Raw genomic sequence first — 20,481 nt, forward strand, 5'->3', positions numbered from 1 at the left:
TTGATTTGAGAGCACCATTCTCTTTCTGGCAACCAAGTCATAGCTGAATGCAATGACTCCAACTGGCAAGGAAAGAAATAATTAAAATATCTCATATGAATCTAAATATAAGTTTTTAAAATAAAGTGGTTTTTTCAATGACTTCTCCCCTTCCTGCCAGTAGAAAAGTATTACCGACGTTATCTGGATGTTGTCAAGAGATACTCGCCTGCGTTTGCAAGAGATTCTTGCTCGAGTCGCAAGCGATCAGCCCGTTAGCTTAAGTGAACGGATTTATATTCATAAGTTTGCTGACCGAAACCAGACTGTTGCAACCTGGTTGCATAGAGCGAGGAGAGAACAACAGAAATTGCAACCTCGAGATGGTATCGATCAGTTGCTCGATGCTCTTCAGCTTGGATCGTCCGAACCAGATGATGACTACTGCTCGGAGGATGAAGACCTTGGAGAATGGTTTGGCGGAGCTCCGTCCTGGTTAGGTAGGAGCTGACCTTCAATCCTAGGTTTTTCTATCACAATGCAATGTGTCTGCACTTAGATCTTTTTAAGTGCAGACGAAACATGACTAAATTTACGAGAATCGATTTTTTGGATTGATGGCTGCAGTTCGCTTTTTACCGTCTGTTTTGGCTTGATCTCTCACTCTTGCTTCTTGTGAGTCATCTAGCCAGAAAGCAACCAATGATGAAATCCAAGTGGCTGATTATGCTGAGCTGGTGTGCTCTGCTCGAAATCAAGTTGATCAGGCTGTAGCGGTGGTCAATGCGCTGACTCCTGAACCCACGATTGCCCAGGCTGAATTCAGTGAGTATCGTGACCAGGTGAAGATCTTCTGCGACGCTGTCGAGGAGATACGTGAGTAGAAGGATCTGACTCTTGCTGAAGCTGCTGATCAGCAAAAGGGCAAAGTGGCTCCTGTGATTGCGGCCAGAGAACAATTGATGGCAACCACGATCTGCATCGATGTTGAACAGTCGGCTAAAGGAGAGTCAGACGATGAAGACGAGTCAGAAGATGAATGATTAAAGATAATCTCTTCTGGAGATTGATCAGTTTGATGATTAATTTTTAAGGGATTCAAAGGCGGCGACGGAATCCATCGCCGCTGAATCCATCAACATTGCGCTCTGGAGTTTTGTCGGAACTGCTGAGCTTCCAAACGTTTCTGCTGACTCGCCTTGCGATCAGCCCTCCTCGTCTGACTTCCTTTGAGCCGGGTCTAGCGCCAAGAAGTTTTGACACCTCAGCTGTGCTCAGTGGAGCACCAGTTTGAATGGCCAAAGATGTGAGCTCGAGGCGTTGTCGCAGAGCTAAAAGATCGGCTTGTCCGCCAGTCTCAGCTTGAGACCATGTCCATTCACTTGCACCTTCCCGCATTTTTTGCATCAGGCCCAAACCAATTAAACCCAAGGCTTGCTCTGCTTTTAGGTCTGTTGGAAGGTTTGTAGATTCAGATTTTTTTTCTTGCATGGTGGCCATAGTCCATCCCAATCATTGATTTGGACGGTATCGGCTCTAAGGCCACTTGCAAGAGCAGTGCATTTGAAAGATATGTTCAATCACAAGGTAGTATCCCCGCCATGCAGCGATTTGCGGGCTTAGAAATTCGGGAGCGGCGTCAAGGTGGAAGCTCGCTGGTGACAGGAACTGAGGTTTTGCCTCAGGCCTCAGGGGCAAGCTGCGTCATTACGACTGATTCGGAGACAGCAAGGGTTGGCCGTCAAAATAGTCATGTGCAGCAAATTGAATTGCGCACGTATGTTTTCCTCGATTCACTTCAGCCTCAGCTAGCTGCCTACATGGGCACGGTGAGTCAAGGCTTTTTACCGATTCCTGGTGATGCTTGCCTGTGGATGGAGGTCTCACCAGGCATGGCTGTCCATCGAGTGACTGATATTGCCCTTAAGGCCAGCAATGTGCGACTAGGCCAGATGGTCGTTGAAAGGGCTTTTGGTTCTTTGGCCCTATACCACCGTGATCAGAGCACTGTGCTCCATTCCGGTGATGTTGTTTTGGATGCCATTGGCAGCACTGTTAGCCAGAGAAGTTCTTGTGATGTGAGCTGGACCGAGGTGATCCGTGCGATAACCCCAGATCACGCTGTTTTGATTAATCGCCAAAATCGTCGTGGTTCGATGATTGAAGCTGGAATGAGCATGTTCATTCTTGAAACCGAACCGGCTGGTTATGTATTAATTGCTGCCAATGAAGCTGAGAAGGCATCCAATATCACCATCGTTGACGTGAAAGGCGTGGGAGCCTTTGGCAGGCTCACATTGGCGGGGAAAGAAGGTGATGTAGAGGAGGCTGCTGCTGCTGCAATGCGAGCCATCGATCAAATCAATCGCTAGCTAAACAATCTGATCAAGTCCTAGTTGTTCTCGCAGGCAAGGGGCTAGTGCTCTAGCCGCTTTTCCTCGACTACCAAGCCTTGAAAGCTGTTGATTATTGAGTTCTCCGTAGGTGCAGTTCGCTTCGCGAACCCAAAACAGCGATTCGAACTCGCCTCCTTCATAGGCAGGCGATCTAAGTAGTTCTCCCCAGCAAATCCCCTCTGCTGCTTTAAGAAGCTTCCCCTTGGAATTGCATAGAACCATCACACTGCGGAAGCGAGCACTCCGATATGGGTTGTTTTCAAGGGCCGCAAGGATTTTCTTGATTTTTTCTTGATTGCTGGCAGCAAAGCGGGCCGAATAAAGCCCCGGGGCTCCATCCAGGGCATCAACTTCTAATCCGGAGTCGTCAGCAATGGTCCAGTTTCCAACTCGTTTTGCGACTGCTCGAGCTTTGAGTAGGGCATTGTCTAGATAAGTGGAGCCCGTTTCCTCGACATCTAGATCTTGCGGTTGCCTCTGCACATCGATTGGGAGTGGACCAAGCATTGCTTCGATCTCGGCGACCTTGCGAGGGTTTCCACTCGCAATGGTTAGCAGTGGTTTAGCCAAAATCAAAAAAACTATCGCTCTTATTCTGCTTTAGGGGGTGGAAGTTCTCTCTTGGGAAGATCTGAGGCATGATTTTTGATTGTTTCTGCTCCCCTTGGACAAGCGATAGAAGCTTCTGGAGTCGATCAATTGAGACTTTCGCGCGGCTTGGCAACCAAATGTGGCCAAGCGCTGACAGAAAAACGAACAGTCGTTTAAAACAGTCGTAGCAAGGGTGATTAGCTGAGCTTATAGAAGGGGCTACGGATGGTGATCTCCGTTTCGGCTGAATTTGCTTGACGGAAGTTGCCTGCGCAGAGCATTCTCCTTCCCGAACATTCAATCTCCTACTACAGGTAAGCAATGGCTAGCGAAACCATGGGCATCGCCCTAGGCATGATCGAAACCCGCGGCCTCGTGCCAGCAATTGAAGCTGCTGACGCCATGACCAAGGCAGCTGAAGTGCGCCTGATTGGTCGTGAGTTTGTCGGTGGTGGATATGTCACCGTGCTCGTGCGTGGCGAAACAGGCGCTGTGAACGCCGCCGTTCGTGCTGGCGCTGATGCTTGTGAGCGTGTTGGTGACGGCCTTGTGGCAGCGCACATCATTGCTCGCCCTCATCGCGAAGTTGAGCCTGCGCTAGGCAACGGCAATTTCTTAGGTCAGAAGGACTGAGGCCTTCTGCGATGGCTCTAAGAGCCGCGCTATCTCAACCTTCTATACCGACTTAAAAGGAGCTATTCCATGAGCAAGAAGTATGACGCAGGGGTTAAGGAGTACAGAGACACCTACTGGACTCCCGATTATGTACCCCTAGACACTGACCTGCTGGCCTGCTTCAAGGTCACTGGCCAGGAAGGAGTACCTAGAGAGGAAGTTGCTGCGGCTGTAGCTGCTGAATCTTCAACAGGTACTTGGTCCACAGTTTGGTCAGAGCTATTAACTGACCTTGAGTTTTACAAGGGCCGTTGCTATCGCATTGAAGATGTCCCTGGAGACAAGGAGTCCTTTTACGCTTTTATTGCTTACCCTCTAGACCTTTTTGAAGAAGGTTCAATCACTAACGTTCTGACCTCTTTGGTCGGTAATGTTTTTGGCTTCAAAGCATTGCGCCATCTGCGCTTAGAAGATATCCGCTTCCCGATGGCCTTCATCAAGACATGCGGTGGTCCTCCTAATGGCATTGTCGTAGAACGCGATCGTTTGAATAAGTACGGTCGCCCCTTGCTTGGTTGCACCATTAAGCCAAAGCTTGGCCTTTCTGGTAAAAACTATGGACGGGTTGTTTATGAGTGTCTGCGTGGTGGTCTTGACTTAACCAAAGACGACGAAAACATCAACTCTCAGCCTTTCCAGCGTTGGCGCGAGCGTTTTGAATTTGTTGCTGAGGCTGTCAAGCTTGCACAGCAAGAAACTGGAGAAGTCAAAGGTCATTATCTCAATTGCACTGCGACGACTCCTGAAGAGATGTATGAGCGTGCTGAGTTCGCCAAAGAACTCGACATGCCAATCATCATGCATGATTACATCACTGGTGGATTTACCGCCAACACAGGTTTGGCGAATTGGTGCCGTAAAAACGGCATGCTGTTGCATATCCACCGCGCCATGCATGCGGTAATTGACCGTCATCCCAAGCACGGAATTCACTTCCGTGTGCTTGCTAAGTGCTTGCGCCTTTCCGGTGGTGACCAACTCCATACAGGAACTGTGGTTGGCAAGCTAGAAGGTGATCGTCAGACCACCCTCGGCTTCATCGACAATCTGCGTGAGTCTTTTGTTCCAGAAGACCGCAATCGCGGTAACTTCTTTGACCAAGACTGGGGTTCCATGCCTGGAGTCTTTGCTGTTGCCTCTGGTGGTATCCACGTTTGGCACATGCCAGCATTGTTGGCAATTTTTGGAGACGACTCCTGTCTACAGTTTGGTGGTGGTACTCATGGTCATCCATGGGGGTCTGCTGCAGGTGCTGCTGCTAACCGAGTCGCACTTGAAGCCTGTGTGAAAGCACGCAATGCCGGTCGTGAGATCGAGAAGGAAAGTCGCGACATCCTTATGGAAGCGGCGAAGCATAGCCCTGAGCTGGCCATCGCACTTGAGACTTGGAAAGAAATCAAGTTCGAGTTCGATACTGTCGACAAGCTCGACGTTCAGTAGATCGGCTTAATCGAGGAGACACCTGTCTCCTCAAAACTTGTTCTCAGATTTAGTTAGGCCAACACTTAATTGTATTGGCCCCCCAATATCCACATTCCAAGGTTCACCATGCCTTTCCAGAGCACAGTTGGTGACTATCAAACAGTCGCCACCCTGGAAACCTTCGGCTTTTTACCGCCGATGACCCAGGACGAAATTTACGATCAAATTGCCTACATCATTGCTCAGGGATGGAGCCCTGTTATTGAGCACGTTCATCCAAGCGGTTCCATGCAGACCTATTGGTCCTATTGGAAGTTACCTTTCTTTGGCGAGAAGGATCTGAATGCGGTCGTTAGTGAGCTTGAGGCTTGTCATCGTGCATACCCAGACCACCATGTGCGCATGGTCGGTTACGACGCTTACACCCAAAGCCAAGGAACTGCATTCGTAGTATTTGAAGGACGCTGATTTTAGTTTCAGCATCTATTCCTTAATAGCCTCGAGTTTTTTCGGGGCTATTAATTCTCATCAGAGGCGACGAGCCTCATTCCTCCTTACGACGTTTTTATTGGTTGGACATGGCAAAACAATCCAGTCGAGAGCTAGCGCTTGAACGCCGTAGGGCCCAGAGCAACTCAGGCAAGAAATCCACTTCATTAAATGGATCAAGCCCTAATCGCACCCGCAATGCTTCTGATGCACGTGTAACTAGGACTGATCAATCTTTCCTCAAGACTGGAAAAACATCTCCGCAGATAACCCCTGCTAAGAAAGAGCTATTAGATACGTCTTTTGTTGCTTCAAGAGAATCCTCTGGCGCTTCCCGTCGTCAAGTCAAATCCATAGCTAATCCTAGTCGAGAGTTGGTTTTGGCTCGTCGTGATCAGCTTTCTCGCCGTGGTCAGCCAGCGGCAAAAAGTAAAGATAGAACCCGTGCAGAAGTTGAGAAACTATCTTCAAAGCTTAGCCAGCAAGTTGCTGCAAAGAATGAGGTTAAGGATTTAGCCTCTAATCAAAAAAGTTTTGATGAATCTGCTGCTAATTCTTTGAGGACTTCTGATGCCATCTCAAGATTAAGTCCTAAACACTCATCTTCAAGCCGCCCTGCTTCGAAACGCCGCTCAATACAAAATCCAAGTCGAGCATTGGTTCTTGCACGCCGTGAAGCACAATCGAAACACGGAAAAACAGCAGCCAATCAACCGACCTCTGCCGCATCAGTGGCGCGTCAGGGAGACCCTGACTTGTCAAGTCGAGAGATTTCACAGAGAGTGCGTGAATTGCGTAGTAAAAGTGGATCTACCGATAAAAAGCGTTCAGGTGCTTGTCGTCCCTGTGGCCCTAATCGTAATGGTTCCAAGCAGGCTGTTGCGGCAGATGCTCATTGGAAAGTTGGTTTAAGTGAAACAAATACAGGCCAGTTTGTTACTGGAACTCAAGCAAATCGCTCTTCTAAAACCACTGGCAACGAAGCGAGTACTTGTCGTTCAATTACAGGTACTCAATATTTAGGTTCAGAGGTGTTTGATGCTTTTTGTCAGTCATCTCCGCAACCAGGTCAGCCTTTAAAAGTTGCAGTTACAAATACTAGCCATGGAAATCGGGTGACCGGTAATGAAGTTGGTCGCTCAGAGAAAGTCACTGGTGATGAACCTGGGACTTGTAAGACTTTGACCGGCACTGAATATATTTCAGCTAATCAGGCCAATCAATATTGTGGAGTTAGCCAACCTTCCCCAAGAAAAGTTGGCCAGAGCATTACAGAAGATGGTCGCAAGGTTAGCGGTGTGATGGTGGGACGTTCCGAGAGGGTTACTGGAGACGAAGCTGGTTCCAATCGGCAACTGACTGGTGATCAGTATCTTGGAGCTGACCCACTCCCTGAAGGAAGACCTGCTGAAAAAGTTGGTTCATTTCATACTCTGCGTGGAGCAGGTGTAACTGGTACCAATGTTGCTCGCTCTGAGTACGTTACAGGCAATGAACCAGGTAGTTGTAAAAGAGTGACCGGTGATGAATATGTTGGTACTCAGCAATACAAAACATTTTGCGGTGGCAAGCCAAATCCTGAGGCCGCAAAGGTCGGTTTAAGCCTCACAAATAAATCTCAAACTGTTAGTGGAACTCTTACAGGTCGCTCGGAACTTGTAACAGGAGATGAACCTGGAACTTGTAAAGCGGTAACTGGAACTCCCTATAGCGGTGTTGAACAGGCTTCAGGTTGGTGTGATACAAATTCTGTAAGAGAAATTCAGGATAGAACTCCAAAATTGTTGGGTACACCTGGCGCTGTGATGACAGGTCTTCAGCCTGGAGTAGGTGGAGTGATGACAGGAGCAGAGAAAGGTGCTTGTGAACCTTTAACTGGCACCCCATATGTAGGTGGAGATCAACTTGTTCAAGCATGTGGAAGTGATGCTCCCGCTGGTAGTAATGATCACCAGGGTTCATCAGAATCATCTCCTTGGACTCACTTTAGTGTTCAGTCTCCTGCGAGAGCGATGCAGCTACAGCGTGATCCTCGCTCTGGTGTGACGGGAACAAGTTATGAGCAGGGCTCTCAGATTACGGGTCCTTTTAATATGGCGGTTGATAAAATTACTGGCACTGAGCAGTTCCGTTTTGACCGGAAACAACGTCATTTCAAGTCAGTTCCTGTTGAAGCAACCCCCAATGATGTAAGTCAAACACGCCCAGAATCACGAGTTACAGGAGAAGGCCAATCTGCCGGCCTCAATATCACTGGTGATGATTGGGATCGCAGTGAAAGGGTGACTGGTACCGAAGGAGCTTCTGCCCGTCGCCGTAATCCAACTCGGCCTGGCCCGATGTCTGCGATGCCTGCCGCTGATTTAAAGCGTAATGAGGAACTTTCTCAACCAATGAGTCGAGTAACAGGGTCAAGTGGTAACACTGATCAAGGCTCCTTGATCACAGTCTCTGGCGGCGCAAGGGGTTGATTGATTGATGGCCTATCGCAATCGCAATTTGGCCTCTCAAATGCAAAGACCCTTGGCGCCGACTGCTCCAAGGAGGAGGCCTGTGGTAACACCTCAGATCTCTGATCGCTCAAGGCTAAGAGGGTTTGCCAATGTTGGTTCAGGACCTTGCCACCCTCTCACAGACAGAGCTGCAAATCAGCATCTGCAGACTTATGAAGCCAATGTCAAAGGCTCTTTTGAGCTGATTGTTCCTTTGCTTAAAAGGATCTCAGCACTTCAGCATGATCAGGATTTTGTCTCAAAGTCTCAAAGTCTTTCTCGCTCTGAACTTGGTTTTGATTTGCCTAGCCACCTTTTGGAACAGGCTTGGGTACGAGCATTAGATATGAGGGCCTTATTTGCTTGGTGTGTGTTTCAGTCTCATCAGCAGGTGAGTGACCGCTTTTTTCAAGAAGACCCTCTGCAAGGAGGAGAAGGCAGCATTCAAGCAAAGCATTTCCAATCATTCCTTGTTGATTGTGGTTTTCATCTCCTTGATGTATCCCCCTGCGCTGATGGACGCTTGGCACATACGATTGCTTATGCCTTACGGATTCCATTTAGTTCAGTAAGACGTCGCTCCCATGCAGGCGCTCTATTTGATGTTGAGAAAACCGTAAACCGTTGGATTAAGACAGAGCATAGACGTTATCGAGAAGGTGTTCCAAATTCAGCCGACTCTCCAACGCGTTATCTCAAGGTTGTCACCTATCATTTTAGTTCCCTTGATCCATCTCATCAAGGATGTGCGGCTCATGGGAGTGATGATGCCTTGGCAGCTTCTGCTGGTCAACAGCGCCTGCTTGATTTTCGTGAATCCGTCGAAAATAGTTTCTGTTGTGGAGCATCAGTAGACCTTCTTTTGATCGGGCTTGATACCGATACTGATGCCATTCGCGTCCATGTTCCTGCGGCAGATGGTTCAATTGTTTTAGACGAGTGGCTTTCAGCGGAAGATCTTTATAACGAGACGCTTTCTCTAACTTCAGATGAGGCGATGCAACATATTGCTGAACGTGTTGAAGCCAGTGCGCCTAAGAAACCCGACGAGGGGATGGTGGCATTCATTGTGAAATTGATTGCAAACAACTTTTCTCAGATTGACTACGTGAAGCAATCACATGCTGGACCCTACCCAGATGCTGGGCATGCAGAGCGTTTTATTGGAGTTGGAATAGGTTTTAAGGAAGTGCATCTTCGCAACCTAACTTATTTCGCCCATTTGGATACTGTCGAAGTAGGTGCCCCAGATTTAGATGTAGGAGTGAAAATTTTTAAAGGGTTGAATGTTTCTCGAGATCTACCAATTCCTGTTGTTGTTCGTTTTGATTATTCTGGCCAAGTCCCAGGGGCAAGGGATCGGGCTGTCACTGATTGCTATCGCGTAAATCAAGCTATTGCTGAGCGTTATTCAGATCTTTTCGATCAGGGTCTTCTTCATACATTCTTGACCATTCGTGATCGTGATAAAAAAGACACTTCAGAGGTCGTCGGTTCCTCCTTGGAGCCTGTTCATCAGGAGGCACACTGACATGTTGATCTGCAAGGTTCTTAAGCCGCTTGTTTCCACCAATCGAATTCCTGGATTCGAACACAAACACCTTCAAGTTGTTCTTGATGGAAGTTCTAAGAAGGTTGCAGTCGATGCTGTGGGTTGTAAGCCAGATGACTGGGTAATTTGTGTTGGCAGCTCAGCAGCGAGAGAGGCTGCAGGAAGTAAATCCTATCCTAGTGATCTTACGATTGTAGGCATTATTGACCATTGGGATCCAGGCGCCCCGAAGCCAGTTTCAGGGGGCTCAGCTTGATGGAAATCATGCAGGTGATGGGCCGTTTGGTTTGTACGCAAAGGGTTGACGGTCTTGGTCATATGCATCTGCGTATCCTGCGTAATAACGCTGGCAAGCAGTTGGTGGCTGTTGATCCTGTTGGTGCTCGAGAGGGCAATTGGGTGTTCACCTCCAGTGGATCAGCTGCACGTTTTGCATGTCCAGATCCCAACACTCAAACAGATCTGACAATTGGAGGAATTATTGATTACTGGCTGCCTGATGGATAGCTAATAAATGATTCGGATCCGATCCATTTATTCTCTTCTTCTTAAACCTTTTATCCATGCCAAAACCTTCTTCCTCTAGTTCTTCAGACAGCCCCTCGTTGACGACAGCGAAACCTGCTGGCTCTGAAGTTGCCAAAAAAGTTCTTCCTGCCAAGGCAACACAAACTGTTGATGTTTCTGCTTCAACATCGTCCTCATCAAGTTCAAAGTCGACTACGAGCAGAAGCGCTGCCACAGGGCGTACATCCGCCAGCCGAGCAACGGCTGCGACGCCTGCATCAAGGGGCGGTAAGAGTGCTGCGGGTTCCAGTGGTAGTGGTTCTTCGTCTGGTGGTGCTATCAAGCCACCCGCCTCTTCCTCGGTGCCTTCTTTTGTTCAGGGGATTGCACTCGGAATGATTGAAACTCGTGGCATGGTTCCTGCCATTGAAGCGGCTGATGCAATGACAAAAGCTGCTGAGGTTAATCTCATCTCTAGGGAATATGTCGGTGGTGGTTATGTCACTGTGATGGTGCGTGGCGAAACAGGAGCTGTGAATGCAGCTGTTCGTGCTGGTGCAGATGCCTGTGAGCGGGTTGGTGATGGACTTGTTGCAGCCCATATTATTGCTCGTCCTCATCAGGAAGTTGAGCCAGCATTAAGACCCACTCATGCAAAGCGCCGCAGCTAAGTTGGGTACACCCTAATTTTTAGCTTTCTTATTTGCGGGTTTCTTCTGTGGCGAAGTTATTCAGAAATCTGGTTTGATCAACTTTGATAACAAGCATTAAGGTTATTCTTTAACTTCGAACAATCCATCTCCCAACTGTTGTGATGAATCAATGGCAGAAGCGCTCTCGTCCAATACGACTCGAACGGCGATTTGAATTCGAAACCTATGCAGAAACCAGGGATTTTTTAGACCGTCTTGGCGAGCACACTGAAGCCGCAAAGCGCTTTCCTGATATAAGTTTTGGACGTACCTATGTCAATATCACTTTGCGGCCAGAGGATGAAGAAGAAGAGGTTGAGTTAAATGATGATGATTATAAATTTGCAGCTGAGATAGATGGACTCCTCAATTGATCTCTCTTTGGCTTATGCCGATTCCGGAGTTGGAGAGGTCCTAGATCAGTTGGATTGCGAGCTGATTGGCTTGAGGCCGGTGAAGACTAGGATTCGAGAAATTGCCGCTTTGTTGTTAGTTGATCGGGCCAGGAAAGATCTCGATCTTGCTAGCACGATGCCAAGCCTTCATATGTCTTTTACTGGACGACCTGGCACTGGAAAGACAACTGTTGCAATCAGAATTTCTCAGATTCTTCATCGCCTTGGCTACCTGCGCAAAGGACATGTTGTAACTGTCACCCGTGACGACTTAGTTGGTCAGTACGTTGGCCACACGGCACCAAAAACTCGGGAGATGATTAAGCGTGCGCAGGGAGGTGTGTTGTTTATAGATGAGGCATATTACCTTTATAAGCCAGGTAATGAAAGAGATTATGGAGCAGAAGCAATCGAAATATTGCTACAGGATATGGAGAGCCGGCGAGGTGATTTTGTTGTTATTTTTGCTGGTTATAAAGATAAGATGGATGCTTTCTATCAATCTAATCCGGGCCTTTCTTCGAGGGTTGCTCACCATATTGATTTCCCGGATTACAGCAATCAGGAGTTGTTGGCTATCGCTCAGTTATTCCTGGCCCAGCAGAACTATTACTTTGACGATGAAGCTGAGGGCGTTTTCGAGGATTACATCGAACGTCGCCGTCAGCTTCCTTTCTTTGCTAATGCTCGTTCAATTCGCAATGCTTTGGACCGTACCCGTTTGAGGCAGGCGAACCGATTGTTTGCACGCATGGGAGAACCGCTCAGTCGTGATGAACTGATGACGATCGAACCTGCTGATATCTTGGCGAGTCGTGTATTCCAAGGGGAGGTGGAAGGTCGGCATCCGACTCAACCCCTGATGGAATCGTCTGAATGAGGATTGAAGATGGCTTTTTGGATGAAAACCTTTCTCTACTTTGGTTGCTCCAGATCCCGTCTGATCAGCACAAGCAAATAAGACGGTGCCTTGTAACGGCTGGGGAGGCAACGATTAAGGGTCTCAAGATGGCTCCAACAAACTGTGCGCTCGATCTCTTGGGTGCTACGACCTTCCTGCAGCAGTCGCCTTAGGGCCTTGCAGTAAAGGGGATAACCCGCCTCGAGTTCGCCAATGGTCAACTTGGCTTCGGCCATGGTTTCTCGCAGTACGCCTCTAAACCTATGCAATCTTCAGACTACTCAGCGGACTGTCCGTCTTGGCGGATTCGGCTTTTGCTTTCTGGTTCGGCCAATCGTTTTTGATCCTTTCACCATTAGGGAAAGTCACAGGAGTTAGCAGTAACCCCTCTTCAGCCGTAAATCAAAATAATTAGGGTTGATCGGATCGAAGAACTCCTGCTAGGACAGGGATAAGAGGACAGGGACAAGATTTTCTTGAGTCGCTACACGCTTGATCAAAGCGCTTCAGGTTTCCACTGGTTGTTTTCAGCCGAGCCAAGCAACGCAATCGATTTCCACTCGCCCACCTTTTGGAAGGGCGGCTACTTGAACACATGCTCTTGCTGGGCTGATGCCATCCCCGAAGATCTCGCCATAGAGAGCATTAACCCTTTGAAAGTCCGCCAGATCCGTGAGGTAAACCGTGGTACGAATCACTTGCCTTGGCTCAGCACCGGCTGCTGTGAGCACAGCCATCAGATTGCTAAGGACTTGGCGGGTTTCAGCTTCCACATCACCTTGCCCAACCATCACCCCGTTGGTTGGATCAAGGGCAATTTGACCAGAGCAGTACAGCCATCCTCCTGCTAGTACAGCCTGGTTATAGGGCCCGACTGGTGCTGGAGCTGATGCTGTGGTGATTGCTTGCACAGAAGGGGCGTTCATGGTCTGCTCTGAGCATGAATGTTGCATCATCGCTGTCAGCTTTTGTTTCTGTTGAAAATTCTCTGGGTGTGAGGCCGCTTCGTTCATGTTCCAGCGGCCTTGATCTCAATGGATTGCAATCTCACTAGCTGTTGGTCCTGTTCCATTGCAACAGGATTGCCTTGTTGCTGAGTCAGGTATTTGTGCTTAGTTTCGCCATTGATCCTTGTGGTGGCGAAGTTCTGCTAGCTCTTTGCTGTTCTGAGCACGCACGAAGAGGTTGGTACGTTGTTCTTCTGAAATGCTGCTAGGCAGGCTCAGGTCACCCCTCTGGCGACGACTTGAAACGTCTGCCAGTCGTTCGCTGATAGCAACATCTTCTGGATGCAGGGCGGAGGCCCAGCGCAGATTTGCTTCGGTGTATTCGTGAGCGCAATACACACGGGTCTTCGCTGGCAGGCAACTGAGACGTTGAAGAGCCTTGAACATGTCTTCGGCAGTTCCTTCAAACAGTCGGCCACATCCAGCTCCGAAAAGGGTGTCACCACAGAACACTGCTGGATCTTCAAGATCTTCCTTGTTTGTGGGCAGGTAATAAGCAATGTGTGCTCTGGTATGACCCGCAACAGCGAGCACTTCAACACTGCTGTTGAGAAGAGAAACCTTGTCTCTATCACGAACGGAGATCGTCTGGAAGGGAATGCGATCACGGTCTTCAGCGGCTGCTACCACGGCTGCGTTAGGCCAGTCCCTAAGCAGCTGAAGGGTGCCACCAATGTGATCAGCATGGTGATGGGTTTGAAGTACTGCTGCGAGTGAGAGCTTTCGAGTTCGCAGCCATGTCTTGACTGGTTCTGCGATTGCTGGATCCACAACGACAGCCTGGTTGCCTTTAATCCAGATCCAGATGATGTTGTCCTGAAGAACAGGAAGGGCATGGATCGATGAACGTTGTTTATCGCTAGTCGCAGCTGTTGTGGTTGCCTCCATCGTTAAAGTCCAGGTCGACGCATCGCTCCATGATCACTGTCGCGCTTGCAAAAGGAGCTTTGCTGAATGATTCGGTTGCTCGTTTTCAATCTGCTGGGTTGGATTTTTCAGCTGTACTTGATCCAGGCAATCGTCAGTTAATGGTGCCTTCCCATTGTGGCCGGGCCCGGGCACTGTTGGTGCGCAACGGGGATGTGCCCGTTTATGTTGCCTATGGTCAGGCCCAGTTGGGAGTTGTTGGTTACGACGTGCTGCGGGAGCATCAGATGCCCGTTGCTCAGTTGGTTGATCTTGGCTTCGGGGGCTGCCGTATGGCTGTGGCAGTGAAGGCCAGCAGTGGCTATCAGCACGCAGCTGACTTACCTCCCCATTGTCGAGTTGCTAGCAAGTTTACCCATTGTGCTCGAGAATTTTTCGATGCTCTCGATCTGCCTGTAGAGCTTGTTCACCTGACCGGTTCGGTGGAACTTGGCCCTTTAACAGGCATTGCTGAAGCGATTGTCGATCTGGTCGCGACAGGCCGTACCCTTCGCGACAATGGCTTAGTGGCCATTGAGGAGCTATTTCAGTCTTCGGCTCGCTTGATCGGCCATCCATTGGCCTTGAGGTTGGACCGTGGAGATCTTCAGTTGATTGTGGAGGCTATGCGCATTCAGGAATCATTACCTAAAAATCCAGCTTGATGTCTGTTACTGATTTTCAGCGGGTTCGGCGACTGGGGCGTTATCTCCGTGAGGACCGCCGGCGTCTATGGATGGTGCTTGTCCTCTTGGTGCCGGTAGCTCTTGCTGGTGCGATTCAACCCTTCTTGGTTGGCCAGGCAATCAGTGTTTTGAAGCAAGAGTCAACCTTCCCTTGGCTCAGTGATCTGCCAGTGAGCTCAGCAATAAGAGTTTTGGTGGGGATTCTGCTGATTTCTGTGCTTCTGCGCTTGGGTCTGCAGGGCTTTCAGTCTTTCAATATCGAGGCCTTAGGGCAACGGCTAACGGCGCGTATTCGTAACGATCTGTTTGGCCACGCCATGGCCCTTTCGCTGCGCTTTCACGATCGAATGCCTGTGGGCAAGTTGTTGACTCGGCTGACCAGTGATGTGAATGCACTTTCTGAGGTTTTTGGCAGTGGGGCAGTAGGAGTTTTGGGGGATCTCGTCAGCCTTGTGGTGATTGCAGTCACCATGATTTTGATTGATTGGCGGCTGGGGGGGTTGCTGCTGGTGACGCAGGTACCAGTCACCTTGGTGATCCTTTGGTTGCAACGCCGATACCGGAAAGCCAATTACCGCGTGAGGGAGGAACTCTCTCAGCTCAATGCCGATTTTCAGGAAAACCTTCAGGGGCTTGAGGTTGTCCAGATGTTTCGTCGAGAAACGGTTAATGGGCAGCTATTTGATCGCACTGGCTCGGCCTACAGGCAAGCCGTGAATGGAACGATCTTTTATGACAGCAGCATTTCAGCTTTTATCGAATGGGTGGCCCTGGCCGCCGTGGCTGTGGTGCTGGCGCTTGGGGGATGGATGGTAACTGCCGAGACAATGGGCCTTGGCACCTTGACAACGTTCATCCTTTATTCCCAGCGTTTGTTTGATCCCCTGCGTCAACTTGCTGATCGCTTCACTCAGATTCAGGGGGGACTGACTGCTGTTGAACGGATTGGCGAGTTGCTAGAGCAGCCACTGGACATTGTCGATGCAAAGCCTGTTAAAGACGAACCCAGCGTTGTTAGGCCCTCGGCTTCTGCTGCTTGTGGTGAGGTGGTGTTTGAGGGGGTGAGCTTTGCCTATCGGCCGGACGAGCCGATTCTCCAGGACCTTAGTTTTCGCATTTCTGCTGGTGAACATGTTGCCCTGGTAGGACCAACCGGTTCAGGCAAGACGACCCTGATCCGCTTGCTATGTCGTCTTTACGAGCCTCAGGTCGGGCGGATCATGCTTGATGGTGTTGACATCAAAACAATCCCTCTTTGGCGGCTACGCAAACAACTGGGGGTTGTGCTTCAGGACACCTTTCTATTTAGCGGCAATGTTGCAGATAACCTCCGATTGGATTCCTCGATTAAGGATGACCGTTTGCGGGCGATCTGTAGAGATCTTGGCCTTGATCCTTTGCTCAATCGGCTACCCAACGGTTTGGAGACTGAGCTCAGGGAGCGTGGCGGCAATTTGTCATCGGGAGAGAGACAGCTCTTAGCAGTTGCAAGGGTGGCCATTCGCAACCCCACTGTGCTGGTTATGGATGAGGCGACCGCTTTCATGGACCCTTCTACGGAAGCGACATTGCAAAGGGATCTAGATCGCTTGCTTGAACGTCGCACCGCGGTTGTTATTGCCCATCGCCTGGCCACTGTGGAAGCAGCCGATCGAATTATGGTGCTTCGGAGGGGCAAGCTGATTGAGCAGGGAACCCACCTTGAGCTTCGTGCCAAGGGAGGCCTTTATTCTCAGTTAGCGGAACTACAGGAAAGGGGACTGGCGAAACTTTGAATTTAGTTTTTGCTTTCAGCGATTGGATCTTGATTTCAGCTTCACGCTTAATCGCTATGGGCGGTGGTGAAGCAGGATTAAGACATTTGAGCACTGCCGTGTGATCAGCTCCTGTTCGCTAACGCCGGAGGTGCTTGAGCAGGCCTATGGGCATGGAGCACGAGAGTGCCCGTCTTCTAATGAGCAGATCAACCTTGTCTTCAGTCATGACCGTTCATTCGATCTTGTTGAGCTTGAACAATTGCTGGAGGCTGTGGGTTGGAGTCGCCGGCCGATGCGTCGAGTGCGTCGTGCACTTGATCACAGTCTCTTGAAAGTGGGTCTTTGGCGCCATGATTCTCTGTTGCCTCGTTTGGTTGGTTTTGCTCGATGTACAGGTGATGGAGTTCTTGAAGCCACAGTGTGGGATGTAGCGATTCACCCCATTTATCAGGGGGTGGGATTGGGTAAGCATCTAATGGATTACACCCTTGAATCTCTTAAGGAGATGGGTGTCAAACGAGTCACGCTCTTTGCTGATCCAGGTGTTGTCGATTTCTATGAGCGACAGGGTTGGACGCTTGAGCCTGATGGCCACAAATGTGCTTTCTGGTATGCCTAAGGATTATTGGTAATAGTCTTTTGACAGATGCTTGGCTGCCTCTCCTCTGCGCCAGCGTCTACGCAATTGGGCGTTTTGCCAGGCTTGATTCAGTAGACCTAGCCGTTTCAAGCGACGCCCGTCGGTGTAAAGGGGTAATCCCAGGCTCAGCAACTTGACTTGGCAAGAGAGTCGCTCTACTAACTCGAGATCTTCCATCAAAGGGATGGGTTTGTATCCCCCGATGTGTTGGTAGAGCCTTTTGCTGATGAGCAAGCCTTGATCGCCATAGGGCCTTTGCAGCCAATGACTGCGAAGGGCCACCGCTAGTTCCAATAGGCGTAGTTTTGTTCCCTTTTCTTGGATTTTGTAGTCGAAAAACCAAGCACTCAGGTCTCCTGTTGACTGAGTAATCACTGCTTCAACGACAGCGGGCCATTGGGGGGGGAGTCGGCTGTCGGCATGCAGGAACATCAACCAAGTACCTTTTGCCTGGCAGGCTCCATGGCTGAGCTGAGCACCCCGATTGGGATTGGCTACTCGCAGTACTTGAGCTCCTGAGAGTTGGGCAGCGAGTTCTGTGCCATCAGAGCTGCCAGCATCAACCATCCAAAGGTCTAGGGGTGTCGGCCAGCGTTGGAGATCGGCCAACAGCAGTGGTAGACGGCTGGCTTCATTGAGCGTCGGCACAATCACGCTGAGGCTGGGCACTTCGCTCATGTTTGATATTGCAGAGAACTGCCTGATTGGATTGGCTTAGAGGATCACGATAAATATGGTTGATTGGCTTGTTGTTTAAGCAACTGAATGGGGAATCCCCTAAGTAATCTTGATGGGCCTCTGTCTGAGAAAATTGCTATTGGAAGCTTTCAGAGTACATCTACTTGAGAAAAAAGAGTGACTAGAGTGCTTCACTAAACGGGTTAGAGAGCAGGCCTTTATTAATTAAGCATTGAAGAGTGTTAATAGTTGCTTCTTGGATATTGTCATGCAATGGCGTGAAACTTCGGCAAGTAAAAATTGAAAAAAGATGTAGGCCTCTTCGCGTAGCCTTTGGAGCTGCATGTTTATCAAATTTAAGCAAGAGGAGTTTTGACTTTTGTTGAAGCGCATAAAAAGCCCCGCCTTAGAGCGGGGCTTTGGACTGGTTTGATTGAATTTGATTGATGTGGTAGTACTTGATCGACGGCTCGCTGACTTTCCAAGTTTTTGTATTTAATAAAAACTCATTGGTTTGGCATCTCCTATCAGATGTCTTGAATGGTGGTCATCGAGATTGTTGGTATCAGCTCTGAGAAGTTTTTGGCTTGAATGTGAGGAATTGTCGGGCAGGGGAAGAGGCCTTCTGCTCTATAGGTTTCTCCAGCTGAGGGGATCGCCTCGATTATAAATTCACCATTATCAGTAAAAGCCGATTTCATAGTCACAGGGTTATGATCATGGTTGCTAACACCATCCTTTGCAAGGAGTTCTGGGCTTTGGTTGATAGTTTGGCCACTCTTTTTAAGGTGGTTGGTGGATTCATGTAATGGGATCTCTATAGTTGAAACTTCAGGAATGAAATCTTCTTGGCCTGTTATATCATCGAAATGATGTACCCATGGTGGTAAATCATCTTCATTTCCAGTGACCATGATGTCACCTTCTGCCCCATTGTCACCCTCTTCATCTTTATCGCCTTCATCTTTATCATCTTTTCCTGAAGTCGTTTCCGGCTTATCATCCCCATCTTCTGCCCCATCATCACCCTCTTCAATTATAATGACTGGAAATAATTTATCGTATGGAGGCTGATCAAGATCAACTTCGTCATTGGGATCCCAATTATCACCATCACCATCTGATTCTGTTCCTTCAGAGCCGCTTGGTGTGTAGTCATCTTCAGCAAATGACGAAATTTCATCTATTTCTTTTTGGAGTTCCTCTTCTTCATTTCCAAACCACCAATCCCCATCCCTCCAGTTAGGGATACAATCGAAATCATGGTCATCAAACAACCCATCTATTTTTTCGCTAGCATCATATAGATCTCCTAACTCCTCTGCTGCATTTACACCGCCACCTTCAGTTGGGGCTTGTTGATGATGGGTGCCGCCATTCATAATCTCCTGCATTAAATCCTCAAGATTATCTATTTGGCCCAGAAGATCATCCAAGTTGCTAAAGTCGTTTGTATCTATAAGATCATTGGCATTAAGCTCCTCGGGGTTCGGTCCAAGCTGCTCACCGGATTTTAAAATCTCATCTTCAATTGGGTTCTCTGGGATATCAAATCCTAGGGTTGGAGAAAATGTTGGTAGCTCTGGCATGCTTGTGTTTTCACCTTGATCTAGTTCAACAGCTTTTGGATTAAATCTATCAAGAGAGTTTGGATCTACGGCTTTTGGATTGAACCTATCCAGGCCAGTTATTGTTTCATAATTCTTTTGAGAATGATCTATTTCAAAAGATCCTTGTATGGAACTTTTGCGCTCCAAATCTCCCATATCTTTTTTGCTAAGGATTACTCTCTTGCTAAAATCGTCATGTCGCTTGGTATGGGTTTTGAAGTTCATTGCTTTGAGGTTGTGGGGAGGGATTTCTTACTCGGTGAATACACCATCTCTCAATTCTTTGGCTGAGGTGATGACCCGCCTCACTTGGGGCTGTGATGTTGCTCACTGATGAGAAGTTTTGAGCGGCACTGCTTCCCTTTTGAAAGAGGTTATCTTCTTCTCTCTAGACTCATTTTTCTAGCCTTAATCCAGTTGTTTCTGGTTCATCTCATTGTCATATCAATCCTTCATCGCATGCTTGCCATGCTGAAAGATCTTCGAGGCGGTCGAGATCGTTTTGTTCGCGCAGCAAGCAAGGCATCACGCCTGCATCCGCTGCTTTCTCCAGTGTGACTTGCTTCACTTGATTGCTCCCCCAAGGAATGCCGCAGAAGGGCCAGCGTGTCACGGGCTTTACCAAGCGCCCTGAGAGTCCAAGTAACCAATAGCCCCCATCAGTAGCGGGTCCAAGTACGAACTCATGCTCTTGCAAAGCTTCTAGGGCCTGAAGCAGATCACGATCACAGAGATTTGGCAGGTCCGTGCCGATCAGCAATGTGGTGCGGCTCATTGTGATTTGTGGATGGTGTCGTTGCTGCACTCGCAAAACCTGTCGACGCATCCGTTCACCCAGGCTTCCCTTGCCTTGAAGCTCCACTGTGCTCACACCTTGATCGTGTGCCCAGCGCTTGGCTGCCTTGGGAGCGAGGCCAGTGATCGCGAATTGCAGCTCGACCAGGCCTCTATTGGCCAGATGATTGGCCACGCTCAGAGTGTGTTTGGTAAGCCTGGCCTGGATTGATGCTGCACGCACTATTCCAAGAGTGTCGGCCAGTCTTCGTTTGCATCTGCCTGCTGCCGGCCAGCGGGCCATCACCACCAGTGCAGGTTTTGCCATTTCA

24 protein-coding genes are annotated in these 20,481 nt (G+C 49.0%); 16 read left to right on the forward strand and 8 right to left on the reverse strand.

Going from position 1 to position 20,481, the window contains the following annotated elements:
- The first annotated feature begins 187 nt into the window (after positions 1-187).
- Positions 188-490, forward strand: a complete 303-nt coding sequence (locus SIB66_RS07290; protein WP_063397375.1) for a hypothetical protein — start codon at positions 188-190, stop codon at positions 488-490.
- A gap of 205 nt (positions 491-695) precedes the next feature.
- Positions 696-863 (forward strand): hypothetical protein, encoded by a 168-nt coding sequence (locus SIB66_RS07295; RefSeq protein WP_236073721.1) that lies wholly within the window; start codon positions 696-698, stop codon positions 861-863.
- 214 nt (positions 864-1,077) lie between these two features.
- Here SIB66_RS07295 and SIB66_RS07300 read toward each other — a convergent pair whose 3' ends face one another.
- Complete coding sequence (locus SIB66_RS07300) at positions 1,078-1,479, reverse strand: hypothetical protein (RefSeq protein WP_011130580.1); 402 nt, start codon at positions 1,477-1,479, stop codon at positions 1,078-1,080.
- Between the two features lie 101 nt (positions 1,480-1,580).
- Between SIB66_RS07300 and SIB66_RS07305 the strand changes: the two genes are divergently transcribed.
- On the forward strand, positions 1,581-2,351 hold the full coding sequence (locus SIB66_RS07305) for a hypothetical protein (RefSeq protein WP_011130579.1): 771 nt from the start codon (positions 1,581-1,583) through the stop codon (positions 2,349-2,351).
- Here the strand turns inward: SIB66_RS07305 and SIB66_RS07310 are convergent, their stop codons facing one another.
- Positions 2,352-2,945, reverse strand: a complete 594-nt coding sequence (locus tag SIB66_RS07310) for a non-canonical purine NTP pyrophosphatase (protein ID WP_041385109.1) — start codon at positions 2,943-2,945, stop codon at positions 2,352-2,354.
- A 342-nt stretch (positions 2,946-3,287) separates the two neighbouring features.
- Here SIB66_RS07310 and SIB66_RS07315 point away from each other — a divergent pair, with 342 nt between their 5' ends.
- From SIB66_RS07315 to cbbX, 10 genes are all read left to right on the forward strand, one after another.
- Positions 3,288-3,599, forward strand: coding sequence for a BMC domain-containing protein (locus tag SIB66_RS07315; RefSeq protein ID WP_011130577.1), 312 nt, complete (start codon positions 3,288-3,290; stop codon positions 3,597-3,599).
- A 69-nt stretch (positions 3,600-3,668) separates the two neighbouring features.
- Positions 3,669-5,081, forward strand: a complete 1,413-nt coding sequence (locus tag SIB66_RS07320) for a form I ribulose bisphosphate carboxylase large subunit (protein ID WP_011825472.1) — start codon at positions 3,669-3,671, stop codon at positions 5,079-5,081.
- A gap of 108 nt (positions 5,082-5,189) precedes the next feature.
- Positions 5,190-5,531: a ribulose bisphosphate carboxylase small subunit gene (locus SIB66_RS07325; protein WP_011825473.1), complete on the forward strand. Its 342-nt coding sequence runs from the start codon at positions 5,190-5,192 to the stop codon at positions 5,529-5,531.
- A gap of 110 nt (positions 5,532-5,641) precedes the next feature.
- Complete coding sequence (locus SIB66_RS07330) at positions 5,642-8,023, forward strand: CsoS2 family carboxysome shell protein (RefSeq protein ID WP_063406482.1); 2,382 nt, start codon at positions 5,642-5,644, stop codon at positions 8,021-8,023.
- Positions 8,024-8,030: 7 nt separating this feature from the next.
- On the forward strand, positions 8,031-9,575 hold the full coding sequence (locus SIB66_RS07335; protein WP_063406483.1) for a carboxysome shell carbonic anhydrase: 1,545 nt from the start codon (positions 8,031-8,033) through the stop codon (positions 9,573-9,575).
- A 1-nt stretch (position 9,576) separates the two neighbouring features.
- The gene (locus tag SIB66_RS07340; RefSeq protein WP_011130572.1) at positions 9,577-9,852 is read left to right on the forward strand and encodes a carboxysome peptide A; all 276 of its coding nucleotides are present in this window, start codon (positions 9,577-9,579) and stop codon (positions 9,850-9,852) included.
- Positions 9,852-10,103, forward strand: coding sequence for a carboxysome peptide B (locus tag SIB66_RS07345; RefSeq protein ID WP_011825478.1), 252 nt, complete (start codon positions 9,852-9,854; stop codon positions 10,101-10,103). Before SIB66_RS07340 ends, SIB66_RS07345 begins: the two co-directional genes overlap by 1 nt.
- Before the next feature lie 56 nt (positions 10,104-10,159).
- On the forward strand, positions 10,160-10,774 hold the full coding sequence (locus SIB66_RS07350; protein WP_063406484.1) for a BMC domain-containing protein: 615 nt from the start codon (positions 10,160-10,162) through the stop codon (positions 10,772-10,774).
- Positions 10,775-10,917: 143 nt separating this feature from the next.
- Positions 10,918-11,169 (forward strand): 4a-hydroxytetrahydrobiopterin dehydratase, encoded by a 252-nt coding sequence (locus tag SIB66_RS07355; RefSeq protein WP_063397380.1) that lies wholly within the window; start codon positions 10,918-10,920, stop codon positions 11,167-11,169.
- Complete coding sequence (cbbX, locus tag SIB66_RS07360; RefSeq protein ID WP_063421561.1) at positions 11,153-12,070, forward strand: CbbX protein; 918 nt, start codon at positions 11,153-11,155, stop codon at positions 12,068-12,070. The genes SIB66_RS07355 and cbbX overlap by 17 nt, the downstream gene beginning before the upstream one ends.
- A gap of 35 nt (positions 12,071-12,105) precedes the next feature.
- Here cbbX and SIB66_RS07365 read toward each other — a convergent pair whose 3' ends face one another.
- The 3 genes from SIB66_RS07365 to gloB form a co-directional block, all read right to left on the reverse strand.
- Positions 12,106-12,327, reverse strand: coding sequence for a DUF3136 domain-containing protein (locus SIB66_RS07365; RefSeq protein ID WP_011130567.1), 222 nt, complete (start codon positions 12,325-12,327; stop codon positions 12,106-12,108).
- Between the two features lie 291 nt (positions 12,328-12,618).
- Positions 12,619-13,017: a Rid family detoxifying hydrolase gene (locus SIB66_RS07370; RefSeq protein ID WP_011825483.1), complete on the reverse strand. Its 399-nt coding sequence runs from the start codon at positions 13,015-13,017 to the stop codon at positions 12,619-12,621.
- A 186-nt stretch (positions 13,018-13,203) separates the two neighbouring features.
- The gene (gloB, locus tag SIB66_RS07375) at positions 13,204-13,986 is read right to left on the reverse strand and encodes a hydroxyacylglutathione hydrolase (RefSeq protein WP_063406486.1); all 783 of its coding nucleotides are present in this window, start codon (positions 13,984-13,986) and stop codon (positions 13,204-13,206) included.
- A gap of 29 nt (positions 13,987-14,015) precedes the next feature.
- Here gloB and hisG point away from each other — a divergent pair, with 29 nt between their 5' ends.
- The 3 genes from hisG (at position 14,016) to SIB66_RS07390 (ending at position 17,066) form a co-directional block, all read left to right on the forward strand.
- Positions 14,016-14,669, forward strand: coding sequence for an ATP phosphoribosyltransferase (hisG, locus tag SIB66_RS07380; RefSeq protein ID WP_011130564.1), 654 nt, complete (start codon positions 14,016-14,018; stop codon positions 14,667-14,669).
- Complete coding sequence (locus tag SIB66_RS07385; RefSeq protein WP_063406487.1) at positions 14,669-16,465, forward strand: ABC transporter ATP-binding protein; 1,797 nt, start codon at positions 14,669-14,671, stop codon at positions 16,463-16,465. Before hisG ends, SIB66_RS07385 begins: the two co-directional genes overlap by 1 nt.
- Before the next feature lie 100 nt (positions 16,466-16,565).
- Positions 16,566-17,066 (forward strand): GNAT family N-acetyltransferase, encoded by a 501-nt coding sequence (locus SIB66_RS07390; RefSeq protein WP_063421559.1) that lies wholly within the window; start codon positions 16,566-16,568, stop codon positions 17,064-17,066.
- A 3-nt stretch (positions 17,067-17,069) separates the two neighbouring features.
- Here SIB66_RS07390 and SIB66_RS07395 read toward each other — a convergent pair whose 3' ends face one another.
- The 3 genes from SIB66_RS07395 to SIB66_RS07405 form a co-directional block, all read right to left on the reverse strand.
- Positions 17,070-17,765, reverse strand: coding sequence for a TIGR04283 family arsenosugar biosynthesis glycosyltransferase (locus SIB66_RS07395; RefSeq protein ID WP_063406489.1), 696 nt, complete (start codon positions 17,763-17,765; stop codon positions 17,070-17,072).
- 527 nt (positions 17,766-18,292) lie between these two features.
- Complete coding sequence (locus SIB66_RS07400) at positions 18,293-19,600, reverse strand: hypothetical protein (RefSeq protein ID WP_063406490.1); 1,308 nt, start codon at positions 19,598-19,600, stop codon at positions 18,293-18,295.
- Between the two features lie 214 nt (positions 19,601-19,814).
- Complete coding sequence (locus tag SIB66_RS07405) at positions 19,815-20,477, reverse strand: TIGR04282 family arsenosugar biosynthesis glycosyltransferase (protein WP_063406491.1); 663 nt, start codon at positions 20,475-20,477, stop codon at positions 19,815-19,817.
- Positions 20,478-20,481: the final 4 nt, after the last annotated feature.

It is taken from the genome of Prochlorococcus sp. MIT 1318 (assembly GCF_047304505.1).
GTDB classification, from domain to species: domain Bacteria; phylum Cyanobacteriota; class Cyanobacteriia; order PCC-6307; family Cyanobiaceae; genus Prochlorococcus; species Prochlorococcus marinus_D.